The following is a 24,732-nucleotide window of genomic DNA, read 5'->3' on the forward strand; positions in this document are numbered from 1 at the left end:
TCTTTGGTTTTCGTCGACTTAATTTTAGCACTAGGACATACGGTGTCCTATTTTTTTTGCAAAAAAAGATGTCGATGATTTTACTCATCAACATCAAATAGTGTAGAACCGAATTTTCTTCATAGAGGATTTTTAGTGTATTTCTCGATAGCGCCCGCCTTTTGTCACACGCCCGTTTTTGTGTATTTATAACCTAATCCCCCATTAAGAGGCCGTTTTCGTTATAATAGAAGAAATAACTTGAAATGAGGAGATGTTACATGGATTTAAGTGAATTTTCACAAAAATTTGGAGCTGAAGCAGCCCCTAATTATCGGTTTCGCGGTGAACCATTTAATTTAAGTTTTACGCGCTATGAAAATGGTAATTGGTGCGTAAATTTAGTAACGGTTGATGAAGATGATGAGCAACCAACATTAGCTAATGAGGTGACGGTCCCTTTAAAATCAAAAATTGCTGATGATTTTATTGCCCTTGCAAGCAACCAAGGCGAATATATTAAATTCTTTTTGAATAACAATATTATTGTTAAGCACCCATTTTTTATGGAAAAAGTCGGTCAACCAGGTGAAGTTCGTCCATTAGTTAATGAATCATATCAATTAACACCAGATTTTGTTGCGTTTGTTGAACAGCAAAGTGGTTATGATATGACCAAGCAACGTGATTTATCGGTTAATTTTGTACTTGAACGCCCAACTAGTGGCTTTACGCGGTTAATTTTTGAGCGAGATGCCCAATTACGAGAAAATCCGGACTTAGGCATGGCAGATGGCGGTGGTGATGCTCGACATAGTAGTAATCAAAATGATCGTGGCGTAGGTAGTGTTGAAGACCAAATGACTGCTACTGAAATTCTCGATGATTTAACCTATCCAGTAGGCGATGAGGCCATCTCGGTTGAATTAAATGTTAAGCGATATGCGGTGGATGGTAATTGGTATGTCGACATTCGGACCCAAGATACGCAAGAAGTGCTTTGTATTTTAACTGATCATGGTACAAAATTAACCTCGCGTTATCAATTACGCCTTAACTTACAAACTGGCGTGGCGGTTGGTGATCAAGTAACGGAAGCCTGGTTACAAAGTACCCAATTATTTAAGCAAATTAATGTTGCCGAACGTAAAGCAGAATTAAATAGTGTGGGCTTATTAATTTTAGAAGGGCAAGTATAATGACGGGTGTAAATATTTCTTTTCCTTTATATGATACCGAAAAATTTGCCGCATGGGCGTGTGAAAAACAAGGGTTTAAAGTTGTTACCGATTTGCATGCAGCACAATGGTTAACCATTGATGGAATTATGTATGGTCTTGATAGCGATAAAAATCCAAGTGAACTTCAAGCCGATATTAAAGATTATTTAGCTCAATTTGAAGCCTATCAAGCTTTAAGCGTTAATAAAAATAATTTTTGGAGTATTGTACATGAGGCCACGGGTTTGGTTCGCGTGGTGCCAGAAACGGAAATTGTACGAACAATGATTCGCCAAGCCTTAACTGAGCAGCAAGTTCAAATTATTACGGCCGCTGATTTTGAATTAGAGCCATATACCAAAAATCGTAATTATTTTACTTACAATTTGTAAGTTTAAGTGTTATAATATTTTTGTTGACTAAGTTATCCAAAAAAATTTGAAGATATTTAAATATTTACTAGTAATTGACCCAAGAAAAGTTACTAATTACTTAAAATCAATCAATTTGGAGTGGATACAATGGCAAAAAAATCAAAAATTGCAAAAGCTAAGAAAATTGAAGCCACGGTGGCCAAGTTTGCGGCCAAACGCGCAGCCCTAAAAGCGGCGGGTGATTATGCAGGTCTTGCAAAATTACCACGTAATGCATCGCCAGTCCGGGTGCACAATCGTGATTTACTTGATGGACGTCCGCATGCTTATATGCGTAAATTTGGTATGAGCCGGCTTAATTTTCGCCAATTAGCACACCAAGGTAAAATTCCTGGGGTGCAAAAGGCATCTTGGTAAATTCTTCGTATTAGTCTGTCCAAAAGAATAAATACGATCAAAAAAGCTAGGGAAAATTATTTTCCTAGCTTTTTTTGCTACTATTTTTTGCTATCGCCGACTTTTTGTGTAGCAATTTTTAACTTTTTAAAAGCTAACAAAATGATTTTCTACAAGCAATTTATAAAAATAAAAAAATTTTTTTTGGGGCGTAAAACATTAATAAATCAACACTTTAGCCAAAAGTGTTTAAAAAAAATTAGTTAACACCGTTGACAATAAACGGTATATATAATATTCTTTCAACATCGAATATTTTCATGTTCGAAATAATTTTGGAGGATAATTATTTGCAAGTCTTAAATGCACAGGAAATTATGGATCTCATTCCAAACCGTTATCCAATTCTTTACATGGATTACGTTGACGAAATGGAACCTGGTAAATCAATTATCGCAACCAAGAACGTAACAATTAACGAACAGTTTTTCCAAGGCCATTTTCCTGGTAATCCAGTTATGCCTGGGGTGTTAATTATTGAATCGTTAGCACAAGCTGCTTCAATCCTTATTCTTTCATCACCTGATTTTAAAGGTAAGACGGCTTACTTGGGTGGGGTTAATGATGCGAAGTTCAAACGCATGGTTAAACCTGGGGATGTAATGAAGTTACATATTGAATTTGTAAAACAACGTGCCAACATGGGAATTGTTTCTGCAAAGGCAATGGTTGACGGTAAAGTTGCAACAAGTGCGGAATTAATGTTTATTGTGGCACCAAACACCACCGCTTAAACTACGTACTTGAGTATTTTCTTTGCATTAATGAGGAATTAAAGTCTTATGATGAATGAATTAGCTGATTTAAATGCAAAGTTAGTAAAGATATTTAACGATGTTAGATGGGTTGAGGAACGTGATCTTTCTAAGTCCAGCTTTGCAGATTTAAGCCTTCGCGATATGCATACCATTGAGGCCATTTCACTTGATGAAAATCAAACCGTTTCACAAGTTGCCCACACCATGTGTTTATCACCTGGGTCGATGACTAAAATTATCGACAAGTTGGTGGCTCATTTGTATGTTACGCGGATGCCGAGCAAAACTGACCGCCGAATCACACACCTTGGTTTAACTGAAAAAGGACATGCCATATTCTTAGAACATTTAAATTTTCATCAACGGATGGTTCAAGCACTAACAAGTGATATGAATGATCATGAGATTGATGCAATGCTTCAAGGAATTGCCAATGTTCAAAAATTCTTAAACCGTAAATAACCATGTAACTCTGCGGAGATAATAAAAATGGCAGGAATTCGAATTCTTGAAACAGCACACTATGTACCCGAACGGATTGTGGAAAATGAAGAATTGACCCATTACATGGATACAAGTGATGAATGGATTAATAGTCGAACTGGTATTTCACGGCGCCATATCGTGACTGATGAAAATACGAGTGATGTAACTTTAAAAGTTGCCCAACAACTATTAACTCAAGCTGAATTAACGCCGACTGAACTTGACTTTATCTTGGTCGCAACCATGTCACCAGATTATTTGACGCCCGGGGTAGCAGCCCAAGTTCAAGGCGCTTTAGGGGCCACAAATGCTTTTGCATTAGATGTCAATGCGGCTTGTGCGGGGTTTGTATATGCCTTAACCGTCGCTGACAAAATGATTGCAGACGGCCAACGTGGTCTCGTTATTGGGGCCGATGTATTATCAAAACTAATCGATTGGGAAGATCGTACATCAGCCGTATTATTCGGGGATGGTGCTGGGGGCTTCTTAGTTGAAGGGGGCGCAGTAAGTACCATCCATGCAACTGATCTAGCTACGTTTGGTGAAGATAGCCGAGCAATTCGCGCTGGTAAAATTGCCAATAAGAATGCCTTTGCAGGTGAAATTGCCCCAGCAGAACCATACTTTGCCATGAGCGGACGAGATGTATATAACTTCGCCACTCGGCAAGTACCAACATCAATTGTTAAGGCACTTAACAATGCGAACTTAACCCTTGCAGACATTGATAAGGTGTTACTACACCAAGCCAACGGCCGCATGGTTGAACAAATTGCTAAAAAGCTCAAACAACCGTTGGAAAAATTTCCAACAAATATTGCCAATTATGGGAACACCTCGGCAGCTTCAATTCCAATTTTAGCGGATGAACTAATTAAGAGCCAAGCCATTCAGCGCGGTGACAAATTAGTCTTCACTGGATTTGGTGGCGGCCTTAGCCTTGGAACAACTGTAATCACTTATTAAAAAAATACATTAAATTAAAAGAGGAATTAATATTATGACTGAAGCACAAATCTTAGCAAAAGTAACTGAAATCTTGGCAGACCAATTCGACTTGGAAGCAAGCGAAATCACTCCTGCAACTGACTTACGTAACGACATCGAATCTGACTCATTGGACATCTTTGAATTGATGAACCAAGTTGAAGACGAATTTGACATCAAGTTGGACGTTGAAGATGGCGTGCAAACTGTTCAAGATTTAGTTAACGTTATTAACGAACGTTTGAACGCTGCTGAATAATATCAAAAAGGGGTCCTAATAGTGAAAGAATTACATCCGTTTTACCAAGAACTCGGCCTAAAGTATCCAATTTTTCAAGGCGGAATGGCCTGGGTTGCTGATGGTCATTTAGCGGCTGCAGTGTCCGAAGCTGGTGGGCTTGGTATTATTGGGTCTGGTCACTTTAATGGTGATCAAACTCGTGAGCAAATTCGAATTGCCAAATCAATTACTAACAAGCCATTTGGGGTTAACGTTATGTTACTTAACCGTCACGTGGATGAAGTGCTTGATGCAATTATCGAAGAAGGCGTTTCAGTAGTTACTACTGGTGCCGGAAACCCAGCCAAGCACATTGATCGGTTACATGCAGCTGGAATCAAAGTTATTCCTGTTGTGCCATCTGTTGGTTTGGCTAAAATTATGGAACGAACTGGTGTGGATGCCGTGATTGCCGAAGGGCTTGAATCAGGTGGTCACATTGGTAAGTTAACAACAATGGCCCTTGTACCACAAGTAGTTGATGCCGTTAACATTCCGGTTATTGCTGCTGGTGGGATTGCAGATGGTCGTGGCCTTGCTGCGGCCCAAATGCTTGGAGCGATTGGTGTTCAAATGGGAACGCGCTTCTTAACAGCGCAAGAATCAAACATTCACCGTAACTATAAAGATGCCGTGCTTAAAGCTAAGGACGTGGATACTTTAGTTACTGGTTCATATGTTGGTCACGCTGCGCGAGTTCTTAAAAATAAAATGTCAAAAAACTTTATTAAATTTGAAAAAGCAGAATCTACTAAAGAAGAACCAGATATGGAAGCATTGGAACAATTAGGTAACGGTGCTTTACGAACAGCCGTTCAAACTGGGGATTCGGAACATGGTTCATTCATGGCCGGTGAAGTATCAGGAATGGTTAATGATGAACCAACCGCAGCTGAGATCTTAGATCGTGTATGGTCACAAGCTAACGAATTACTTAACAACAAGTAAAAGGAGTTTTATTAATGCCAGTTGGATTTTTGTTTGGTGGCCAGGGTGGTCAAAACGTTAACATGTCAGCTCATTTATATGAAAATTTTCCAAAGTACCGCGCAATTATTGATTTAGCATCGACGGTGTTAGGTTATGATGTTTTGGCGAAATTACAAGATGAAGCAGCGTTAAAAACGACAAAGTACACGCAACCACTTGTTGTCGCGCATTCGTTTGGATTATATGAAGTTGCAAAAGATCAATTTACAGTGCCAACTGCTGCCTTAGGTTTAAGTCTAGGGGAATACACAGCATTAATTGCTAGTGGGGCCTTAGACTTTGTTGATGGCTTACGTTTAGTTGCTAAACGGGGCCAATTAATGCAAGCGGCAGTTGAAGCACTCCCTGGGACAATGGCGGCGGTAATGACCGAAGACTTTGCCTTAGTGGAAAATATTTTGGCACAAATTCGTGAAAATGGTGAACAAGTTTTCCCAGCTAATTATAATAGTGGGCAACAACTTGTAATTGGTGGAAGCCCAGCTGGCGTTGAACAAGCTAGTGCGGCGTTGATTGAAGCAGGCATTAAGCGGGTTATTCCGTTGAATGTTGCCGGGGCCTTTCACACACCATTATTAGCAAGTGCGCAGGCAGAATTTGCCGCAGTATTAGCGGCAGTTGATTTTAAGCAACCTGCTTTTACTGTATTTAGTAATACAACAAAAGCACCTTTTGATTTAGCAACAATTAAACAAGTACTAGTTGATCAATTAGTAAATCCAACATTCTTTGCCCAAGATTTAGCTTTGATGGCTGAACAAGGGATTGCAGAATTTGTTGAATTTGGCCCAGATAATACGTTAACTAAATTTGCCCGTAAGACGGTAAAAGATAGTGAACGCACTAGTATTTATGATTTTGCATCATTACAAAAGGTGATGGGAGAAGAATATGCAGTTAACTGATAAAATCGTCCTCGTAACCGGTTCAACCCGTGGCATTGGCTTGGCAACCGCGCATGCATTTGCAAAAGCTGGCGCCCAAGTTATCTTGCACGGTCGTAAACAACCGAGTGATGAGATTTTGGCCCAATTTGCTGACTATCAACACCAACCAGCGGTTTGTCTAGGTGATTTGTCTAGTGAAGAAGCCGTAGCGGAATTGTTGTCAGCCGTTAAGGAAATTGGAGTTGTTGACATTTTGGTTAATAATGCCGGAATTACTGATGATAGCTTAGCGATGGGGATGAAACCAGCGCAATTTATGCATGTCATTCAAACAAATCTGATTGGAACTTTCAATTTGACGCAACCAATTTTCAAGCAAATGTTGAAAAAACGGGCGGGAACAATTATTAACTTAAGTAGTGTGGTTGGGATCGGTGGAAACATTGGTCAAGCAAATTATGCCGCAAGTAAAGCCGGTATTATCGGTTTAACTAAAACATTAGCTAAAGAAGGTGCCATGCGTGGTATCCGGGTTAATGCAATTGCACCAGGTATGATTGCAACTGATATGACAGCTGCTTTAAGTGACAAAGTACAGACAGAAATTTTAGAACAAATTCCCCTTAAACGATTTGGTGAAGCTCAAGAAATTGCCGAAACTGCTATTTTCTTAGCTCAAAATGACTATATTACAGGTCAAACAATCGTAGTTGACGGTGGAATGATTGGATAGAGGTAATAAATGATGAAACGAGTTGTAATTACTGGGCTTGGAGCAGTTACTCCACTTGGAAATAGTGTTGAGGAATTTGCTGACGGTATCTTTAGTAGTAAGCTTGGATTCGGTGAAATTACTAAATTTGCTGATAACGAAACTGAAGTTAAATTTGTTGGAGAAGTTAAAGACTTTGATGCCAACCAATATGTTGGTAAAAAAGAAGCTAAGCGGATGGATTTATTTTCACAATATGCGGTTCACGCAGCCACTGAAGCGATGAACCAAAGTGGTTTGTCAGATGAAAATATTGATAGCACTCGCTTAGGAGTGATTCTTGGTTCAGGAATCGGTGGTTTGACGACTATTCAAGAACAAGTTATTAAAATGCACGACAAAGGAATGGCCCGCGTGTCACCAATGTTTGTGCCACAATCAATCGTTAACATGGCGGCTGGGAACGTGGCGTTACGTTTTCACGCCCAAAATATCTCAACCGTTGTGGTAACTGCTTGTGCAAGTGCGACTAATGCGATTGGGGATGCTTATAACCGGATTCGTCTTGGTTATGCTGATGCCATGATTACTGGTGGATCAGAAGCGTCTGTTAACCGAATTGGGATTTCAGGGTTTGATGCTTTAAGTACATTATCACGCGCAACTGAAGTTGAAGATGCTTCAATTCCATTTGATGCCAACCGCCATGGTTTTGTCATGGGTGAAGGGGCTGGAGTCCTTGTACTTGAAGAACTTGAACATGCCCAAGCTCGTGGTGCGCAAATTTTAGGAGAAATTATTGGATTTGGTGCCACAACGGATGCCTTTCACATGACTTCTCCTGAACCCCATGGTGAAGGAGCAACCCGTGCGATGCAAGAAGCATTGCGGGATGCGAATATCCAACCAAGTGACGTTGATTACATCAATGCGCATGGTACAGCAACGGGTGCTAATGATAGTGCTGAAGCACAAGCAATTGAAAACGTATTTGGTTTAGAAAGTGGTGTGTTGACATCATCAACTAAGTCAATGACTGGTCACTTGCTTGGGGCTGCTGGTGGGATTGAAGCCGTAATTACAGCGATGAGTTTAATTAAAGGTCAATTACCAGTTAACGTAGGCTTAAAAGAAAAAGATCCTGTTGTTAACATTCCCCTTGTTGATGATTCTAACAAGCATACTGCGGCTAAAATCGCGATTTCAAATTCATTTGGATTTGGTGGTCACAATGCCGTTATCGCAATGAAACGGTGGGATGATTAATGGAATTAGCAGATATCAAGGCATTAATTGCCGATTTTGAAGCCGGTTCAATTCGTGAGTTGAACATTGAAGATGGTGCTTTTCATTTAGCTTTAAGCAAGAATGAACATCAAGCAGTTGTTACTTCAAGTGCTGCTCCAGTAGCTGTTGCAACACCAACCGCCGTGGCCAGTGCACCCGTTGCAGTTGCCGTGGAAACTAGTGTTGCTGAAAATGTGGAATACATTAAAGCGCCATTAGTTGGAAGTGTTTACTTACAAGCTAGTGAAGGGGTCGCTTCTTTTGTTGAAGTTGGCACTGAAGTTACTAAAGGCCAAACCGTCGCAATTATTGAAGCAATGAAAATGATGACCGAAATTAAGGCACCATTTAGTGGAAAAATTACCGACGTGTTAGTTAAAAATGAAGAAATCGTTGAATTTGACAAGCCGTTGTTCAAAGTCGTTCGCGATTAAAAATATAATGGGGTGCTCGGTGACGATCAGCCCATTTTTTTTAAAAAAGAGGAAATAAAAATGTCAGAAGAAGTTATTTTAGATTCAGTTGCAATTCAAAAAATTCTCCCACACCGTTACCCAATGTTAATGATTGACCAAGTGGTTGGTCTTGAACCTGGGGTTTCTTGTACGGCAATTAAAAACGTTTCAGTTAATGAAGAAATTTTTGTTGGTCACTTCCCAGGTGATCCTGTGTTACCAGGGGCTTTTGTGATTGAAGCCCTTGCCCAAACTGGGGCGGTGGCATTACTTTCAATGCCTGAATTTGAAGGTAAAACAGCTTACTTTGGTGGAATTAAGACCGCCAAGTTCCGAAAGATGACAAAACCAGGGACACAATTGCGACTTGAAGTCACTTTAGATAAAATCCGTGGTAATATTGGACAAGGAAAAGGAATTGCCTACATCGGCACTAAAAAGGCTGTTGATGCAGAATTGACCTTTGTGATCGGATAATTTGGAAGGTATATTTGAATGTTTAAAAAAGTATTGATTGCCAACCGTGGTGACATTGCCACGCGGATGGTACGCGTATTGCGAGAAATGAACATTGCGTCCGTTGCGATTTACTCAACGGCTGATGCTGATAGTTTACATGTACAGTTAGCAGATGAAGCAATCTGTGTTGGGGGTCCTAAACCAACAGATTCATACTTAAATATGAAGAACATCCTTAGTGCGGCAGTGATTACTGGTTCAGAAGCAATTTACCCTGGGTATGGTTTCTTATCAGAAAATTCAATGTTTGCGCAAATGGTGGCGGATTTAAACTTGACGTTTATTGGTCCAAAACCTGAAACAATTGACTTGATGGGAAATAAAGCCAATGCTCGTGAATACATGCGTGAAGCCGGTATTCCGGTGACCCCAGGTTCAAAAGGTTTTATTCACGATGCTGATGAAGCTAAAAAAGTTGCGGATGAAGTTGGTTACCCCGTTTTACTTAAAGCTGCTGCCGGTGGTGGTGGTAAGGGGATGCGGTTAATTGATGAGGCAAGTGAATTAGCACCCAAGTTTTTAGAAGCGCAAAATGAAGCTAAAAAAGCATTTGGGGATGGCGCGATGTATCTTGAAAAGGTCTTAACTGACGTTTCACACATCGAGGTCCAAATTTTACGTGATAATTTTGGCAATGCGGTTTACTTACCAGAACGAAACTGTTCATTACAACGTAACAACCAAAAAGTTCTTGAAGAAAGCCCCGCTGTGGGTATTTCACCTGAAAAACGGGCTTACCTTGGTGAATTGGCGGTTAAAGCGGCCAACGCCCTTGATTACCGTGGGACTGGCACGTTAGAATTCTTACGTGATAACCAAGGTAATTTCTACTTTATGGAAATGAACACGCGGATTCAAGTTGAACACCCGGTTACTGAAATGGTTACGGGGCTTGATTTATTGAAGCTGCAAGTTGAAATTGCTGCTAATGAGAAGTTAACATTAACGCAAGATGATATTCAGATCAAAGGGCACGCCATTGAAGTTCGCTTAAACGCCGAACAACCCGAGTTAAACTTTGCCCCAAGTGCTGGTCCAATTGACTACCTATACTTACCAAATGGTGGTAATGGGGTGCGTATTGATACTGATTTATTTACTGGTGCTGTTGTGCAACCATTCTATGATTCAATGATTGGGAAGTTAATTGCTAGTGGTTCTGACCGTGAAGCGGCCTTAACGCGTTTACACCGGATGCTTGATGAAATTGTCCTTGGTGGTATCAAAACTAATATCAATTTCCAAAAAGCCTTAGTCCAAGATGAACATGTTAAAACTGGGGCCGTTAATACTAAGTATTTGGAAAATGAATTTTTACCACAATGGTTAGCTGAGGTAAGTGAACATGAAACTGTTTAATAAAGAACATGCCATTCCACAAGTTGACAGTAAGACAATCAATGATAAAATTCCTGATGGTTTGTGGATTGAGTGTCCGATTTGTCATAATGCCATTTACCGTAGTTCATTGACCGCTTTAAAAGTGTGCCCAGAATGTAATTATGGTTTTCGCTTAAAAGCACATGATCGGGTTAAATTATTGGCCTCTTCATTTACAGAAATTGATCATGATTTAGCTTTAGCCAATCCAACTTTTCCTGGGTATGCCCAAAAGCTTGAAAAAGCTAAAGCCTTGACGGATTTACATGAATCAGTTTTAACCGGGATTGCCACTATTAAAGATGCAAAAGTTGCTTTAGGGGTGATGGATTCAAGCTTTATCATGGGTTCATTAGGTTCAATGACGGGTGAAAAAATTGTCCGCTTGTTTGAAGTTGCGTTAAAAGAAAAGTTACCAGTAATTTTATTTACCGCTTCTGGTGGTGCACGGATGCAAGAAGGGATTAAATCCCTCATGCAAATGGCTAAAGTATCCGCAGCTGTTGCTAAACACGCCCAAGCAGGATTGTTTTACATGACGGTCCTAACTGATCCAACAACTGGTGGGGTTATGGCTAGTTTTGCCATGCAAGCGGATGTGATTATCGCGGAACCCCATGCGTTAATTGGATTTGCTGGTCGGCGGGTGATCGAACAAACGTTACATGAAAAATTACCGGCCGACTTCCAACGAGCTGAAATGTTACAAACATGTGGCTTCCTTGATGCAATTGTTGCGCGTCAAGACTTACCTAATGTCATTAACATGCTCGTCAAGCAACATGGAGGTCAAGCTTAATGAATATTTTTAAACGTGAACTAACAGCCGCTCAAACTGTTAAATTGGCCCGTGAAGACCGGTATACAGCGCGTCAATTAATTGATGGCCTTGTGACGGATTTCTTTGAACTACATGGTGATCGTCAAAGTTACGATGATCCTGCCATTATTGGTGGGATTGGCTTTTTAGATGGTACGCCAGTAACTGTGATTGCAATTGATAAAGGTGTTGAGTTTGCTGAAAAAGTTCAAAAACATAATGGTTCACCATTGCCAAGTGGGTACCGTAAAGCGCAACGCTTAATGGCCCAAGCGGCTAAATTTAATCGACCAATCATTACCTTAATTAATACGCCAGGAGCGTATCCAGGTAAAGAAGCTGAAGAAATGGGCCAAGGGCAAGCGATTGCCGAAAGTATCTTACAAAGTATGCAATTAACAGTTCCAGTGATTGCGATTGTGTACGGTGAAGGTGGTTCTGGTGGAGCACTTGCCTTAGCAACTGCTAATGAAGTTTGGATGTTTGAACATGCAACATACTCAGTTCTTTCCCCAGAAGGATTTGCGGCCATTTTATGGAAAGACGCCAGTCGCAGTGATGAAGCTGCTGAATTACTAGGTTTAACACCCAAAGACTTGTTAGCTAATGAAGTAATTGAAAAGGTTATTCCTGACCAAAAGCGTTTTGACCGCTTAGCAAGTGCACTACGGGCTGAATTAACGGCCACACTTACCAAGTATCAAGCGTTAGATGGCGAAGCACTTGTCGCTCATCGGATGGCTCGTTTTAGTAAGTTTTAAGCACTAATTGGTTACCATGTAAGATGTACTTTAGAAGCCTAATTTATGTGTAAATATGTCGATAAGGGGTTGTGACATAACGCTTTTCTGGTAGTAATTTGCTGCCAAAACGCGCTCCAGAAGTCCGATATATTCGAAATACGACAATAACCGCCTTGAAGAAAATTCTTCAAAGCGGTTATTTAGTGTATTTCGGGCTCTGCTTGACAGGTAAGTAGACCGGCTATATTTTAAGGTAAACTTATCATAATATTATTAGAATTGGTATTTCTTCGCGTTAGTTTTGTAGTATGATACTAATAGATTAAAAATTAATGTGAATTTTTTGGAGGGATTATTTTATGCCACAAGCAAAAGTTGAAAGTTTTGAACTTGATCATACCGCAGTTAAGGCGCCATACGTCCGCAAAATTATTGTTGAAAATGGCCCAGTTGGCGATAAAATTACTAATTTTGATTTACGCTTGGTACAACCAAATGAAGAAGCCATCGGCATGGCGGGTTTACACACAATTGAACACCTCTTGGCCGGCCTTTTACGGACGCGTTTGGAGGGTGTGATTGATTGTTCACCATTTGGTTGTCAAACAGGGTTTCACTTGATTATGTGGGGTGAACAAGATAACGAAGCAGTTGCGAAGGCTTTGAAATCTTCATTAGAAGAAATTGCCGATGTAATTACGTGGGAAGATGTCCCTGGAACCGGAATTGAAAGTTGTGGTAACTACAAAAACCACAGTCTTTTCAGTGCTAAAGAATGGGCTAAGTTGATTTTATCGCGTGGGATTTCTACTGATCCATACGAACGGAAAGTTATTTAAATTAACGTCAGTAAAAGCTGTAAATGTGGTATTAACAGCACAAAAAGGGTTCCAGAAGTCCGATATATTCGAAATAAGACAATAACCGCCTTGAAGAATTTTCTTCAAAGCGGTTATTTAGTGTATTTCTCGATATCGCCCGACTTCTGTCACACTCCCTTTTTAATTAGCCAGTTATTTACTTACGGTTTTTTGTTAAGTTTAATGCGACTACAAGACCGCTTAAAAGCATCCCAATCACAATTCCAATGGCTAAATTGTGTGTTTTAACAACTAATGCAATCGTAATGAGCATGATGCCAATCTCAATAAGTGTTAATTCTTGAACGGCAATTGCTTTTAATGTTGACCAATCAAAGGTAGTAAAAGCGACGGTAATCATAATCCCAATTAAGGCCCCAGTTGGGATTTGAACCATTAGCGGTTTTAGAAAAAGAATCATACATAGTAAGGCAATACTCGCCGTAAAGGTTGAGAAACGTTGGCGACCACCAGATTTAACATTAATAACGGCTTGTCCAATCATGGCGCAACCCGCTTGCCCACCAAACCAACCAACGACCATATTTGCTAATCCTTGAGCTTTAGCCTCGCGTTGACTATCACCGGTTGTTTGTGTGAGTTGATCAATTAAAGGTAAAGTCAACAAAGACTCGGTTAAGCCAACAATTGCAAGAGCTATTGCGGTTGGTAAAATGATTGTTAAAGTGTGAAAATTCCATGGAACATGTGGTAACCCAGGATGCGGTAACTCAGCTGTTAGATTACCAAGATCACCAACGGTTTGTAAATGAACCGGGACAAAGAGTGTGATGATAGTCATGACAACAATGATTATCAAAGCCGGTGGGATAACCTTAGTAATTCGTGGCAAGACATACATTAAGATAATCGTACTAATGACCATTATATATGTGGCGATATTTTGATGTGGGAGCTGCTGAAGTTGGGCAAGTAAAATTAAAATGGCAAGAGAATTGACAAAGCCTAACATGACGGGTTTTGAAATATAACGAACAACTTTGTGAATACCGATGTAACCAAGCCATAGTTGAATCAGACCGGTAAGAATGGTTGTAGCAAGCATGTATTGCATACCATGAGTTTTAACCATGCTCACTAATACTAAGGCCATTGATCCGGCTGCCGCAGACGTCATCGCGGGGCGACCACCGGTAAATGAGGTGACCAATGCCATGATAACGGCTGCATATAGGGCATTGATTGGATTAATACCGGCAATAATTGCAAAGCCAATCACTTCAGGAATTAAAGCAATTGCGGTTACAATGCCACCCCAAAAATCATTTTTTAAATTTGATAGCCATTCATTTTTTGAAATACTAAATAACATGTGATAACTCCTATGTAGCGTTAGTGTTAAAGCGGTAATGGAAAAAAGCGCGCCCAAAGGTGGTTATATAGGCTACAAAATACGAATATCCCGACTGAATGTAAAAATTACAGTCGGGATATTCATATTTTATGCTAACTATAATTTGACGTGGTAATGTTAGGCTTCAGTTTCAATATTACTTTCGGTTTGGACATTGATTAGAACAATTTGCTTTTTGAGGTCAACTTCAAAATTAGCTTCAGCTACAACGGGCATAGCTTGTTCAACTTGTTGTGACAAAAAGCCTGCTTCAAGGTTAAAATCAGGTCGCGTTGGGTTAGCAAGGAAGCGGTTTTTGACAAAATCACCGCTAAGTTGCCAAATTTGTTGATTGCCTTTTTCGGAAAGTTTTGTTAACTCACCAAAACCAGCATTTAAGAAAAAAATTGCTAATTCTTGATCAAGCGATACTTGATAAGTGCGAGCTAAATTTTTACCCGCCCAGTAAGAAATGCTAGACGTATCTTCTTGTAAAATGTCTGGAATTAGAATGTCTCGTAACAAGTTGATTGCAAATGGGGTTGGTGCTCCAGTTGCAGCAACTAAATTATCATAAGTATGCGCGTCCATCGAATTCTCCCAATAGTTAATTAATATAATTTTAGCAAAAATTAGCACACATTGTTAGTAAAAATAATGTAAGAAATCGTAATTATAGTTAAATAATAACTTGAACTAAAAAAGCACTAAAAACATGCTTGATTAAAGTATAATATAATTAATAACATCATGATTAGAGGTAAGAAAATGACATCACAAGCAATTGGTTACATTGATTCAGGGATTGGCGGGATTACGGTCGCTCGTGAGGCGCTACGTCAACTGCCACATGAAGTTGTTTATTATGTTGGTGACACTGCTCGGATGCCATATGGCCCCCGGCCCAAAGAAGAAGTGCTGAAATATACTTGGGAAATGGTTGATTTTCTCGTAAAAAAAGATATTAAAATGTTGGTAATTGCTTGTAATACGGCTACCGCAGCGGCACTACCTGATTTACGGGCGAAATTAGATATCCCCGTAATTGGGGTAATTGCACCGGGGGTCCGAGGCGCGTTACGGGCTACTAATAATAAAAAAATTGGGGTGATTGCCACGGCTGGGACCGTTAAATCAGAAGCTTATGCCAAGGCATTAGAACATAAGGATAATGCCGTGCGTGTATCACAACTGGCGTGTCCGGAGTTTGTTCAAATTGTGGAAGCCAATCAATCAGATTCACCAGCCGCGGCAACTTTAATTGCCGATAAGTTAGCGTATTTTGCCGATAAGGATATTGATACGTTAGTCTTAGGATGTACTCATTTTCCATTGCTTGATCAAACAATTGGCAAGGTAATGGGTGAAAAGGTAACTTTGGTTAATTCAGGAGCAGTTGCGATTGAAAATGTTTCCGCAATGCTTGATGAGTTAAATATTAGCAACTCTGACCCAATCAATCGTGCAAAAGACGAGTATTATACAACTGGTGATGTGACAGCGTTTCACACGTTAGCTAGTCGCTGGTTAAATAATGATGATTTAAATGTACAACACTTAGCAATGACATCAACGGGACTTAAATTGGAGGATTAATAACACTATGAGTGATAAAAAAATTATTTTAGCAACTAACAATGCCGGTAAATTAAAGGAATTTAAAGCATTATTAGCTCCAAAAGGGATTGAAGTATTAGGCTTAAGCGACTTAGATCAACACATTGAGATTGCTGAAACTGGGACGACGTTTGCTGAAAATGCATTGATTAAAGCCCGGACCATTGCTGATTTAATGCAGACTTATCCGGTTATTTCAGATGATTCTGGTTTGATGGTGAGTCCATTAAATGATGAACCTGGAATTTATTCAGCACGGTATGCAGGGGATCATGATGATGCCGCTAATATCGAGAAATTACTTGGTAAATTAGGTCAGCTACCATTTGAAGAACGTAAAGCCCGCTTCCATGCAACGATTGCGGCCGTTAAGCCTAATGGGCAAGAATTAGTCGTAAGCGGTGAAGTTGAAGGTTATATTACCTTTGAAGTTCGTGGAATTGGGGGCTTTGGGTATGATCCAATTTTCTTTTCACCAGAATTAGGTAAAACATTCGGAGAAGCTAGTGCGGAAGAGAAGAACTTAATTAGCCATCGTCGCCGGGCAATTGACGCCTTTTTAGCCCAATTTGATGCATGGTGGGCCGCTTAATGAAATACTTATTTATTAGTGATGCCCACGGTGACCGCGCAATTTTACAAAAAATATTTCAGGCGAATAAAGAAGCTGTCACCCAGATTTTTTATAATGGCGATTCTGAATTACCAGCTGATGATAGTGTTTTTGATGGGGTCATCACGGTAGCAGGTAATATGGATTTTGATCGTAAATATGAGTCGAGTAACCATTATCGGACTAGTGATCAAAGTATTTTTCAAGCCCATGGTCATTTATTTGGCGTTAATTATTCATTAACAAAATTGATTTTGGCCGCTAAAGCTGTCGATGCCCAAATTGTCACTTTTGGTCATACCCACCAACTCGGGGTTGAAGTTGTTGATAATATGTTAGTTATCAATCCTGGTTCAATTAGTCAACCACGTGGGCAATATGCTTACCTTGGCGGGACATATGCGATTGTAACCGTAAATGGCTTAATATATGACGTCCAATATTATGACCGGCAAATGACAGCAATTCCTGATTTACATTTTACATTCAACTTAACAGCGTAGAGCGAAAGAGGGACGATCTAATCACGGTATTGGGTCGTTTTTTCTTTAAAAAACCTATATGTAATCAAATAATGGAGGATCCGATGACATTAGAATTTTTATATGGCGAAGCTCAGTATGATCATCGTCAAGCATTACTAGGAATGATTAAAGAGCGTGCTGTGATCCAACCGGATGCACAAATTTTTTATTTGGTACCAAACCATATTAAATTTGATGCCGAAGTTGATGTATTAACGCGGTATGGGCAATTAGATGGTGCGGATACGCAAGTGATTGCTGAAAGTCAGCTCCAAGTATTCTCAATTTCACGGCTTGTCTGGTATTTTATGGCTAACACCGCTGTTTATCAGCGAGAACGAATTAGTAATACCGGCTTGTTTATGTTAGTGCGTCAAGCATTGAGTCAAGCAGCTGATGAGTTAATTTTATTTCAACGACTTGGCCAAAAACCGGGGTTTATTGACCAATTAGCCAATCAAATTAGTGAGTTGCGTTTATCAAAAATTACCGCCCAAGATTTGGCCGAATTACTGCCAGCGACGGGGGCTGATTATGAATTGAATGCTAAAATGCACGATTTAACAATCATTATGAATATCGTGGAAAAGCAAGTTGTTAACAAACTAATTACTAATACGGATTTATTGAACGCCTTTGCTGATTGGTTAACGACGGCCAATCTCGCGAACATGCATTTTTATTTTGAAGGTTTTTCTTCATTTACTATTCCAGAACGCCGCGTATTAGAAATGCTAATTTCAAAAACCGATGTCACAGTAGCTTTAGTTACGGATAGTTTAACAATTAATCCACTCGGCGACTTGTTCAAACGGACTAAAATTTTAATTCAAGAACTGACAAATTTTGCTAAGTTACAAGGTGTGGATGTGCACAAGCAGCTCGTAACAACTAAACGGCCGGTTAGTGATGGAATTAAGGCCTATGAACGCATCTGGATAGATAGTCATAAAACAGGCCAGCTAGTGTTGGGTACAGCAGCAGAAAAGCACGCAGCTCAGCAAGCGATTAAAGTGTTTGCCGCAGAATCATTGCAAACCGAAGTTGAGCAATTTGCACGCTTAATTCGCCAAAAAGTCCAAGCTGACCCGAGTTATCGTTATCGGGATTTTTTAATTGTGGCCCGCGATTTGAATCAATATGAAACGATGATTGGCCCAATTTTTGCCCGTTATCAAATCCCGGTCTTCACTGACTTGGATTTTGCGATGACTAATCACCCGTTAGTTGAATTTATGCGTTCATTATTGGATTTAGCAACGACGGATAATTTTCAGTATTATCCACTAATGCGTTTGCTTAAAACGCAATTGTTACGTCCTAGTTCGATGGATGAATTGACTTTTCGCCAAGCCCTTGACGTCACTGAAAATTATATCTTGGCGTTTAATCCACGGCGTAGCGAATGGGTAGGGGATGAAGATTGGGTCTATACGCGTTCAACAGGGAGCGAAGATGATTGGCAATTGATTTCGGTTGATGCGGAAATTAATCAAAAAATCAACGATATTCGGACTTTTGTTGCAACAGCTTTAACAAATATTCGCCAGGCATTAAAAAAGGTCCAAACTAATCAAGATGCTGTTATGGTGTTATATAAATGGTTACAAGATTACGGGATTTTGGATGTCTTAAAAGAATGGCGGCAAACAGCGTTAGCAAACCAAGACTTAGTTCAAGCTAAGCAACCAGAAGAAGTTTGGCAGATGTTGATGCAAACGTTTGATGAAATTGTCACTTTAATGGGGCCCCAAGCATTTGATATCAAAACTTTTAGTGATGTTTTAGCAGCCGGCTTTAGTGGTGGTAAATTTGCGGGGATTCCAGCAGCCATTGATAAAGTGCAAATTTCAGAAATGGGAATTACCCAAAATGATAATTATCGGGTTGTCATGGTATTAGGAGGCACGCGGCTGAACTTACCAGCTCAATTGCAAAATCATAGTTTACTAAATGACCAAGATCGCACGGATTTTGAAAAATACCGCGATGTCTTGGATAAGGATATGTATTTACGTGATACGAGTCGTGAACAGATGGCGGCAGAACCGTTACTAGCTTATTTAAGTTGGACACGGGCCAAAGATAGCTTGATTTTAAGCTATCCGGTTCGTAATACTGATGGGCAAATTCAAAAGTTATCCCCATATATTGGACGGTTAGTGCGAGCGTTTGATTTACCAATTCAAACCCTAAGTAGTCAGCCCCAGTTGGCCTTAGCTGGCCGTGATATACGCCAATTTATTGGGACCCCACGTTCCACGTTGAATCATATCGGGAATCTTAAACGCCAAGCCCACAACGAAGAGCAACCGTTACCAAGTAATTGGCAAGCGTTGGAAAATTATGTCCGAAATGTCGAGCCATTAGCCGATAAAATTTTTGCGGCTGTTAATTACAGTAACCAAAGTGAACAATTGTTACCTGCCATTGGCCAACAAATTTTTGGTGAAACGTTAAATGTTTCGATTTCACAATTGGAAAAATATTACCAAAATCCGTTTGCGTACTTCTTAGAATATGGGTTACGGTTGCGGGAACGACCAGTCTTTGAATTGAGCCCCGCTGATACGGGTCAGTTTTATCATGCGGTTTTAGACCAAGTGATGAAACTTTTGATTAACCAAGATAAGAAACCCGGGCAAGTTCCAGTTGCCGAACTCCAAGGGTTAGTCCACCAAGCGGCTGATCAAATTTTAGCTGATCCAGCTTTTAAAATTTTAAAGAGCTCAGCGCGCTTACAGTTTATTCAAAAACAACTGGTTAATACGTTAGTCCAAGTATTTGGGAACTTAGCGCATGCTAGCAATCTGGATAATAGTCGTCCCTTTGCAACGGAAGTTCCCTTTGGATTCCGCCATGGAGAAAACGATTGGGCTCCCTTGGAGTTTACATTAAGTAATAATCGTAAAATGCATGTTCGTGGAAAAATTGACCGGGTTGATACTGATTTTGTGCAACAAGATTTATTTGTGAATGTGATTGATTATAAATCAGGTGAAAAGAAGTTCAATTATCGGGATGCCTATTATGGGTTAGCATTACAGTTATTAACGTATTTAAACGTGGTTCAAGTTAATGCCGACAAATTTAACCAAGCCGTCAATCTTGGTGGAGCATTATTTGCCCATATTGACGATCCTAAACTTAAGTTAAGTGATTTTGGTGGCCCAATTGATGATATTTTATCGGCCGCAAGCCTTGATTTAGTACAAGCAAAACGGACTTTGAGTTTTAAATATAACGGTCTATTAGTAAAAGATGAAGATTTCTTATTATCATTGGATGATGAAATCCAAGACGACCGCAAAGCCAAGCACTACAACTTTAGTTTTAATACGAAAAAACAGTTAAATAAAACCGGTGATTTAATCTTACCGGAAGATTTAGAATTGCTATTAGCCCATAATATTGCGAACTTGACGAGCGCTGGGGAAGCGATTTTAGCGGGGGAATTTCCGATTGCACCTGTGCGTTGGAGTAACCAAAAAACAGCCTTACAATATTCTCCATTTAAGCCCGTGATGAGCTTTGATGCATTAATTGACAATAAATATAATCAGCTTAATAGCCTCAAAGCCAGTGATGTTTTGGCGCTGTTAGCTAAAGAACAAGAGGAGCGTGGAAATGCCTGAATTTACTTCTAATCAAAAAGCAGCCATTACGCATGCTAATCATAATATCTTAGTTTCTGCATCGGCGGGATCTGGTAAAACAACGGTCTTGGTAGAACGGGTAATTCAAAAATTATTAGCGGCCGAAAATCCAGTCAGTTTGGATCAAATGTTAATTGTGACCTTCACTGATGCCGCAGCCAAAGAAATGCGTGACCGAATTGAAGTTGCTTTGAAAAAAGGAATTGAAACTGCTAGTCAACCACCAGTTGATAATGAGCGGCTGCAAGCCTTGCAAGAGCAACTTTTGATTTTACCCACGGCTAATATTTCGACGTTGCACGCGTTTGCTTTACGCTTAATCGAACACTACTACCATGTGATTGATTTAGATCCCCAATTTCGGTTGCTAGCAGACACAGCCGAAGCGGAAATGATGCAAAATGAAGTTTTAGCGGCGTTATTTGAAGAGCGCTATGCAAATGATGCGGCCTTTCCAGAGTTAGTGCAATTATTTGCTAAAAAAGGCGACGAGGGGATGGCTGAGACCGTCTTACGGCTTTATAATTTTGCGAATGCGCGAGCGGATATGGATGCGTGGCTAGATGGTTTAGCTAAACGTTATCTAATTGATGGGCATTACACGCAATCAGCATTTTATCAAAATGAATTACGCCCATTAATCTTGCCGCGGTTAGAACGGGCCCAAAATAGTTTAGCGACTGCCTTAGCGGAAGTTGAAGCCTATAGTGATGATAAAAATGCCAAAAAACGAGCCGATTTTATTGCCGATGAATTAACCCAACTAACTAATTTACAAGCGCGATTTAACGATCCCACAAGTTCATGGGATGAGTTACGGGCAAGCTTTAATCTCTTAGAATGGCGTGCAATTGCTGGTCGCAGTAATAAAGACACTGACGAATTAGTCAAAGAAGCCATGGAAGTTGCCAAGGGCTATCGGGAAGAAGCTAAGGAACAATTGCAAGCCATTAAAGCCAATTATTTTTTACTTGATGAGACAAGTTTATTAGCTGTGACCGCTAAAGTGGCCACGGCGACGGCAAATTTAGTTGCGATTGTGAAAGATTTCAATACGCAATTTAGTCAGTTTAAACGCCAAAAACAAGTGCTTGATTTTAGTGATTTAGAACATTTTGCCTTGCAAATTTTACAAGATCCCGCGACCGCTAAAACGTTGCAAGCCCGGTATCGTGAAATTATGGTTGATGAATACCAAGATATTAATCCGTTACAAGAAACATTGCTCACAAGTTTAAGTAATGGCCATAACATGTTTATGGTGGGGGATGTTAAACAATCAATTTATGGCTTCCGACTAGCTGATCCAAGTCTTTTTATGGCGAAGTATCAAGCGTATCAAAATTGGGATGATCAAACCCAACCAGCCCCATTAAATGAACGGATTATTTTACCAGAAAACTTCCGGTCGCATAAGAATGTGACTGGCTTTACGAACATGATTTTTACCCAGATTATGAATCAAACGCTTGGTGATTTAGATTATGATGGCAGTGCGAAATTAGTTTATCAAGCTAAAGTTTATGAAGATGTGCCACCAGTCGCCGAATTATTAATCTATTTAGACCAGGATGCAGATGGGCATGGGGCGCCTGAAATACCAGCCGATGGTGAGGAAGTAGCTGATGATCTTGAAGAATTAAATAATGATAAAACGAGTGCCCAACTTTTGATTATGGCTGAAAAAATTAAGGAACTAGTGCTTAATGGTGGTCAGCGGTTTGATAAAGAAACCCAACAAATGATACCGGTTAATTGGGGCGATATTGCGATTTTAGAACCGACGCGGAAAATGAATTTGAAATTAGTCGAAATTTTCAAAGCGGCTGGTATTCCAGTTGTTGTGAATGATGCTGATAATTATTTTCAAACGGTTGAAATCAATATTATGCTAAGCTTGCTGCAAATTATTGATAATCCGAATCAAGATATTCCCTTAGCGGCTGTTTTACGTTCACCGATTGTTGGGTTAGGTGAGAATGATTTAGCGCGTATTCGGACCCAAGATATGCAAGGAAATTTTTATGTGGCGGTTACTAAATTTATGCAAGGGTATGCCGATAAATCAATGATTATTACCGAACCAGCCATGGTCGGTATTTATGAAAAATTAGCCCCATTTTTTGAGCAATTTCAGCAATGGCGACAATTGGCAACCCAAAACCAATTAGTTGATTTAATTTGGCGAATCTATGAAGAAACGGGCTACTTTGAATATGTTGGGGGGATGCCAGCGGGCTTGCAACGTCAAGCTAACTTACACGCCTTATATGAACGTGCCAAAACTTTTGAAACGAGTAGTTATGTGGGCCTCTTTAGTTTTATTCAATATATTGAACAGCTTCGTAAAAATGAAAAAGATTTGGCGTCAGCAGCGGTTGATACAAGTGAAAATGCAGTCCAAGTAATGACAATCCATGCTTCAAAAGGACGTGAATTTCCAATTGTATTTCTTCTGGATGCCACCCATCAGTTTAATGTGTTAGACTTGACTAAGGGACTATTAATTGATGACCAAGCTGGTATTGCGATGCCATATTTAGAGCCTACGCAACGTTTGCAAATTGATTTACCACAACAGGCTTATATTAAAGATTTAGCTAAACGACGAGCATGGGCCGAAGAATTACGGGTCTTGTATGTCGCTTTAACACGGGCCGAACAACAGTTATATCTAGTTGGAGCATATAATAGTGGCAAACAATTACAAAGTCGTTGGCTTGGTAGTAATCAGCAAAGTACCTTATTTATTGATGATTTAACACGTTTAGGGGTTAATAATTTCATGGACTTAATTGGTCTGGCCTTATTACGTCATCCCAATTTTCCAAGTGAATTATTTACCGACATAGAAATTCAAGCCTTGCCGGCGCTTAAAGATGATCAAAGTCAGTTCGTAGTCCACACATATGACCGTTCCCAAGTACTAGCATTAAATAGTGCGCAAATGACGCTTCCCACTAGCACAGTAACGCATAGTGAGATTGATACAATCAATGTCGATGATGTACAACAAATTGCAAAAGCCCAAGCGGTGCTCGCTTATCAATATCCGCATCAAATTGCCACCCAAACAACGGCTTATCAAAGTGTGAGTGAAGTTAAGCGGTTATTTGAAGATCCAGATAATTCGGTGCATGCCCAAATTAAGTTAACAACCAATGGTTTTGCGGAGGCTAATCGCTTGGTTGATGAGGATTTTGCAACGCCCAAATTCCTGGAACAATTAACGCAACCAAGTAGTTTGGCCGTTGGATCAGCGACGCACTTAGTCTTACAAGCTTTGGACTTACAACAAGTTATTGATGAAAGTACCATTAGGGATTGTATCAAAAAATTAGTTTTAACTGGTGCCTTAACACAAGATGTAGCAGATCAAATTAAAGTTACAGCGTTAGTGCAATTGTTTGCAACACCGTTTGGTGAGTTGCTCAAGCAATCAGCAGCGGCAGTTAAGCGCGAACAACCATTTAGTATGTTGATGTACGCACGGGAACTATATCACGGATACACGGGAGGTGACGAGCGGGTCTTGATTCACGGTATCATGGACGGATATTTTGTGACCGATGACGATCAATTAATTTTGTTTGATTACAAGACGGACTTTGTACCACATGGGCAAAGTCAAGTGTTAGTAGAACGTTATCAAGGACAACTTAATTTATATGCGGTCGCATTAGCAAAAATTATGCACCGACCAGTTGATCAAAAATATATTATTTCATTGGCGCTTGGCCAGGCAATTCCGGTTCCATAAGAAAGACCATAA

The 24,732-nt window shown here is 39.9% G+C and carries 24 protein-coding genes; 22 read left to right on the forward strand and 2 right to left on the reverse strand.

The window, feature by feature from the left end:
• Positions 1–260: 260 nt before the first annotated feature.
• The 17 genes from LQZ76_RS07295 (at position 261) to LQZ76_RS07375 (ending at position 13,175) form a co-directional block, all read left to right on the forward strand.
• On the forward strand, positions 261–1,178 hold the full coding sequence (locus LQZ76_RS07295) for a hypothetical protein (RefSeq protein WP_230099087.1): 918 nt from the start codon (positions 261–263) through the stop codon (positions 1,176–1,178).
• Positions 1,178–1,591, forward strand: coding sequence for a hypothetical protein (locus LQZ76_RS07300; RefSeq protein ID WP_230099088.1), 414 nt, complete (start codon positions 1,178–1,180; stop codon positions 1,589–1,591). The genes LQZ76_RS07295 and LQZ76_RS07300 overlap by 1 nt, the downstream gene beginning before the upstream one ends.
• Positions 1,592–1,720: 129 nt before the next feature.
• Positions 1,721–1,990 carry a 30S ribosomal protein S14 gene (gene rpsN / locus LQZ76_RS07305; protein WP_230099089.1) on the forward strand — a complete coding sequence of 90 codons (270 nt, stop codon included), beginning with the start codon at positions 1,721–1,723 and terminating at the stop codon, positions 1,988–1,990.
• A 299-nt stretch (positions 1,991–2,289) separates the two neighbouring features.
• Positions 2,290–2,763, forward strand: coding sequence for a 3-hydroxyacyl-ACP dehydratase FabZ (gene fabZ / locus LQZ76_RS07310; protein WP_230099090.1), 474 nt, complete (start codon positions 2,290–2,292; stop codon positions 2,761–2,763).
• A gap of 48 nt (positions 2,764–2,811) precedes the next feature.
• Positions 2,812–3,249 (forward strand): MarR family winged helix-turn-helix transcriptional regulator, encoded by a 438-nt coding sequence (locus LQZ76_RS07315; protein WP_230099091.1) that lies wholly within the window; start codon positions 2,812–2,814, stop codon positions 3,247–3,249.
• Between the two features lie 27 nt (positions 3,250–3,276).
• The gene (locus LQZ76_RS07320; RefSeq protein ID WP_230099092.1) at positions 3,277–4,242 is read left to right on the forward strand and encodes a beta-ketoacyl-ACP synthase III; all 966 of its coding nucleotides are present in this window, start codon (positions 3,277–3,279) and stop codon (positions 4,240–4,242) included.
• Positions 4,243–4,276: 34 nt separating this feature from the next.
• Positions 4,277–4,522 (forward strand): acyl carrier protein, encoded by a 246-nt coding sequence (locus LQZ76_RS07325; RefSeq protein WP_230099093.1) that lies wholly within the window; start codon positions 4,277–4,279, stop codon positions 4,520–4,522.
• A 21-nt stretch (positions 4,523–4,543) separates the two neighbouring features.
• On the forward strand, positions 4,544–5,491 hold the full coding sequence (locus tag LQZ76_RS07330; RefSeq protein WP_290368173.1) for a nitronate monooxygenase: 948 nt from the start codon (positions 4,544–4,546) through the stop codon (positions 5,489–5,491).
• A 14-nt stretch (positions 5,492–5,505) separates the two neighbouring features.
• The gene (locus tag LQZ76_RS07335) at positions 5,506–6,438 is read left to right on the forward strand and encodes an ACP S-malonyltransferase (protein ID WP_230099094.1); all 933 of its coding nucleotides are present in this window, start codon (positions 5,506–5,508) and stop codon (positions 6,436–6,438) included.
• On the forward strand, positions 6,425–7,153 hold the full coding sequence (locus tag LQZ76_RS07340; protein ID WP_230099095.1) for a 3-oxoacyl-ACP reductase family protein: 729 nt from the start codon (positions 6,425–6,427) through the stop codon (positions 7,151–7,153). The genes LQZ76_RS07335 and LQZ76_RS07340 overlap by 14 nt, the downstream gene beginning before the upstream one ends.
• Before the next feature lie 9 nt (positions 7,154–7,162).
• Positions 7,163–8,398 (forward strand): beta-ketoacyl-ACP synthase II, encoded by a 1,236-nt coding sequence (gene fabF / locus LQZ76_RS07345; RefSeq protein WP_230099096.1) that lies wholly within the window; start codon positions 7,163–7,165, stop codon positions 8,396–8,398.
• Positions 8,398–8,853, forward strand: a complete 456-nt coding sequence (gene accB, locus LQZ76_RS07350; protein ID WP_230099097.1) for an acetyl-CoA carboxylase biotin carboxyl carrier protein — start codon at positions 8,398–8,400, stop codon at positions 8,851–8,853. The genes fabF and accB overlap by 1 nt, the downstream gene beginning before the upstream one ends.
• Positions 8,854–8,913: 60 nt before the next feature.
• Positions 8,914–9,351 carry a 3-hydroxyacyl-ACP dehydratase FabZ gene (gene fabZ / locus LQZ76_RS07355; protein WP_230099098.1) on the forward strand — a complete coding sequence of 146 codons (438 nt, stop codon included), beginning with the start codon at positions 8,914–8,916 and terminating at the stop codon, positions 9,349–9,351.
• 18 nt (positions 9,352–9,369) lie between these two features.
• Positions 9,370–10,752: an acetyl-CoA carboxylase biotin carboxylase subunit gene (locus tag LQZ76_RS07360; protein WP_230099099.1), complete on the forward strand. Its 1,383-nt coding sequence runs from the start codon at positions 9,370–9,372 to the stop codon at positions 10,750–10,752.
• Positions 10,739–11,572, forward strand: a complete 834-nt coding sequence (locus LQZ76_RS07365; protein WP_230099100.1) for an acetyl-CoA carboxylase carboxyltransferase subunit beta — start codon at positions 10,739–10,741, stop codon at positions 11,570–11,572. The genes LQZ76_RS07360 and LQZ76_RS07365 overlap by 14 nt, the downstream gene beginning before the upstream one ends.
• Positions 11,572–12,354, forward strand: a complete 783-nt coding sequence (accA, locus tag LQZ76_RS07370) for a carboxyltransferase subunit alpha (RefSeq protein WP_230099101.1) — start codon at positions 11,572–11,574, stop codon at positions 12,352–12,354. Before LQZ76_RS07365 ends, accA begins: the two co-directional genes overlap by 1 nt.
• Before the next feature lie 341 nt (positions 12,355–12,695).
• Positions 12,696–13,175, forward strand: coding sequence for an S-ribosylhomocysteine lyase (locus LQZ76_RS07375; protein WP_230099102.1), 480 nt, complete (start codon positions 12,696–12,698; stop codon positions 13,173–13,175).
• Positions 13,176–13,353: 178 nt separating this feature from the next.
• Here the strand turns inward: LQZ76_RS07375 and LQZ76_RS07380 are convergent, their stop codons facing one another.
• Positions 13,354–14,529, reverse strand: a complete 1,176-nt coding sequence (locus tag LQZ76_RS07380; protein ID WP_230099103.1) for a SulP family inorganic anion transporter — start codon at positions 14,527–14,529, stop codon at positions 13,354–13,356.
• Positions 14,530–14,688: 159 nt separating this feature from the next.
• On the reverse strand, positions 14,689–15,141 hold the full coding sequence (locus LQZ76_RS07385; RefSeq protein ID WP_230099104.1) for a YslB family protein: 453 nt from the start codon (positions 15,139–15,141) through the stop codon (positions 14,689–14,691).
• Between the two features lie 177 nt (positions 15,142–15,318).
• Between LQZ76_RS07385 and racE the strand changes: the two genes are divergently transcribed.
• The 5 genes from racE to addA all read left to right on the forward strand — a co-directional run bounded on the left by racE (position 15,319) and on the right by addA (position 24,720).
• Positions 15,319–16,146 (forward strand): glutamate racemase, encoded by an 828-nt coding sequence (gene racE / locus LQZ76_RS07390; protein WP_230099105.1) that lies wholly within the window; start codon positions 15,319–15,321, stop codon positions 16,144–16,146.
• Positions 16,147–16,153: 7 nt separating this feature from the next.
• Positions 16,154–16,759 (forward strand): XTP/dITP diphosphatase, encoded by a 606-nt coding sequence (locus LQZ76_RS07395; protein ID WP_230099106.1) that lies wholly within the window; start codon positions 16,154–16,156, stop codon positions 16,757–16,759.
• Positions 16,759–17,283, forward strand: a complete 525-nt coding sequence (locus LQZ76_RS07400) for a YfcE family phosphodiesterase (protein ID WP_230099107.1) — start codon at positions 16,759–16,761, stop codon at positions 17,281–17,283. Before LQZ76_RS07395 ends, LQZ76_RS07400 begins: the two co-directional genes overlap by 1 nt.
• Before the next feature lie 83 nt (positions 17,284–17,366).
• The gene (locus LQZ76_RS07405; protein ID WP_230099108.1) at positions 17,367–20,939 is read left to right on the forward strand and encodes a PD-(D/E)XK nuclease family protein; all 3,573 of its coding nucleotides are present in this window, start codon (positions 17,367–17,369) and stop codon (positions 20,937–20,939) included.
• Positions 20,932–24,720 (forward strand): helicase-exonuclease AddAB subunit AddA, encoded by a 3,789-nt coding sequence (gene addA / locus LQZ76_RS07410; RefSeq protein WP_230099109.1) that lies wholly within the window; start codon positions 20,932–20,934, stop codon positions 24,718–24,720. Before LQZ76_RS07405 ends, addA begins: the two co-directional genes overlap by 8 nt.
• The last annotated feature ends 12 nt before the right edge of the window (positions 24,721–24,732 follow it).

Source organism: Periweissella ghanensis (assembly GCF_918814755.1).
GTDB lineage: Bacteria > Bacillota > Bacilli > Lactobacillales > Lactobacillaceae > Periweissella > Periweissella ghanensis.

Bases quoted from the DNA above. Each gene is read 5' to 3' on its own strand.
- LQZ76_RS07315 (WP_230099091.1), top strand. From the start codon at position 2,812: ATGATGAATGAATTAGCTGATTTAAATGCAAAGTTAGTAAAGATATTT.
- LQZ76_RS07325 (WP_230099093.1), top strand. From the start codon at position 4,277: ATGACTGAAGCACAAATCTTAGCAAAAGTAACTGAAATCTTGGCAGAC.
- racE (WP_230099105.1), top strand. From the start codon at position 15,319: ATGACATCACAAGCAATTGGTTACATTGATTCAGGGATTGGCGGGATT.
- LQZ76_RS07295 (WP_230099087.1), top strand. From the start codon at position 261: ATGGATTTAAGTGAATTTTCACAAAAATTTGGAGCTGAAGCAGCCCCT.
- LQZ76_RS07405 (WP_230099108.1), top strand. From the start codon at position 17,367: ATGACATTAGAATTTTTATATGGCGAAGCTCAGTATGATCATCGTCAA.
- addA (WP_230099109.1), top strand. From the start codon at position 20,932: ATGCCTGAATTTACTTCTAATCAAAAAGCAGCCATTACGCATGCTAAT.
- LQZ76_RS07365 (WP_230099100.1), top strand. From the start codon at position 10,739: ATGAAACTGTTTAATAAAGAACATGCCATTCCACAAGTTGACAGTAAG.
- fabF (WP_230099096.1), top strand. From the start codon at position 7,163: ATGATGAAACGAGTTGTAATTACTGGGCTTGGAGCAGTTACTCCACTT.
- LQZ76_RS07375 (WP_230099102.1), top strand. From the start codon at position 12,696: ATGCCACAAGCAAAAGTTGAAAGTTTTGAACTTGATCATACCGCAGTT.
- LQZ76_RS07395 (WP_230099106.1), top strand. From the start codon at position 16,154: ATGAGTGATAAAAAAATTATTTTAGCAACTAACAATGCCGGTAAATTA.
- LQZ76_RS07320 (WP_230099092.1), top strand. From the start codon at position 3,277: ATGGCAGGAATTCGAATTCTTGAAACAGCACACTATGTACCCGAACGG.
- LQZ76_RS07300 (WP_230099088.1), top strand. From the start codon at position 1,178: ATGACGGGTGTAAATATTTCTTTTCCTTTATATGATACCGAAAAATTT.
- LQZ76_RS07340 (WP_230099095.1), top strand. From the start codon at position 6,425: ATGCAGTTAACTGATAAAATCGTCCTCGTAACCGGTTCAACCCGTGGC.
- fabZ (WP_230099098.1), top strand. From the start codon at position 8,914: ATGTCAGAAGAAGTTATTTTAGATTCAGTTGCAATTCAAAAAATTCTC.
- accA (WP_230099101.1), top strand. From the start codon at position 11,572: ATGAATATTTTTAAACGTGAACTAACAGCCGCTCAAACTGTTAAATTG.
- accB (WP_230099097.1), top strand. From the start codon at position 8,398: ATGGAATTAGCAGATATCAAGGCATTAATTGCCGATTTTGAAGCCGGT.
- LQZ76_RS07380 (WP_230099103.1), bottom strand. From the start codon at position 14,529: ATGTTATTTAGTATTTCAAAAAATGAATGGCTATCAAATTTAAAAAAT.
- LQZ76_RS07400 (WP_230099107.1), top strand. From the start codon at position 16,759: ATGAAATACTTATTTATTAGTGATGCCCACGGTGACCGCGCAATTTTA.
- fabZ (WP_230099090.1), top strand. From the start codon at position 2,290: ATGTTCGAAATAATTTTGGAGGATAATTATTTGCAAGTCTTAAATGCA.
- LQZ76_RS07335 (WP_230099094.1), top strand. From the start codon at position 5,506: ATGCCAGTTGGATTTTTGTTTGGTGGCCAGGGTGGTCAAAACGTTAAC.
- rpsN (WP_230099089.1), top strand. From the start codon at position 1,721: ATGGCAAAAAAATCAAAAATTGCAAAAGCTAAGAAAATTGAAGCCACG.
- LQZ76_RS07360 (WP_230099099.1), top strand. From the start codon at position 9,370: ATGTTTAAAAAAGTATTGATTGCCAACCGTGGTGACATTGCCACGCGG.
- LQZ76_RS07385 (WP_230099104.1), bottom strand. From the start codon at position 15,141: ATGGACGCGCATACTTATGATAATTTAGTTGCTGCAACTGGAGCACCA.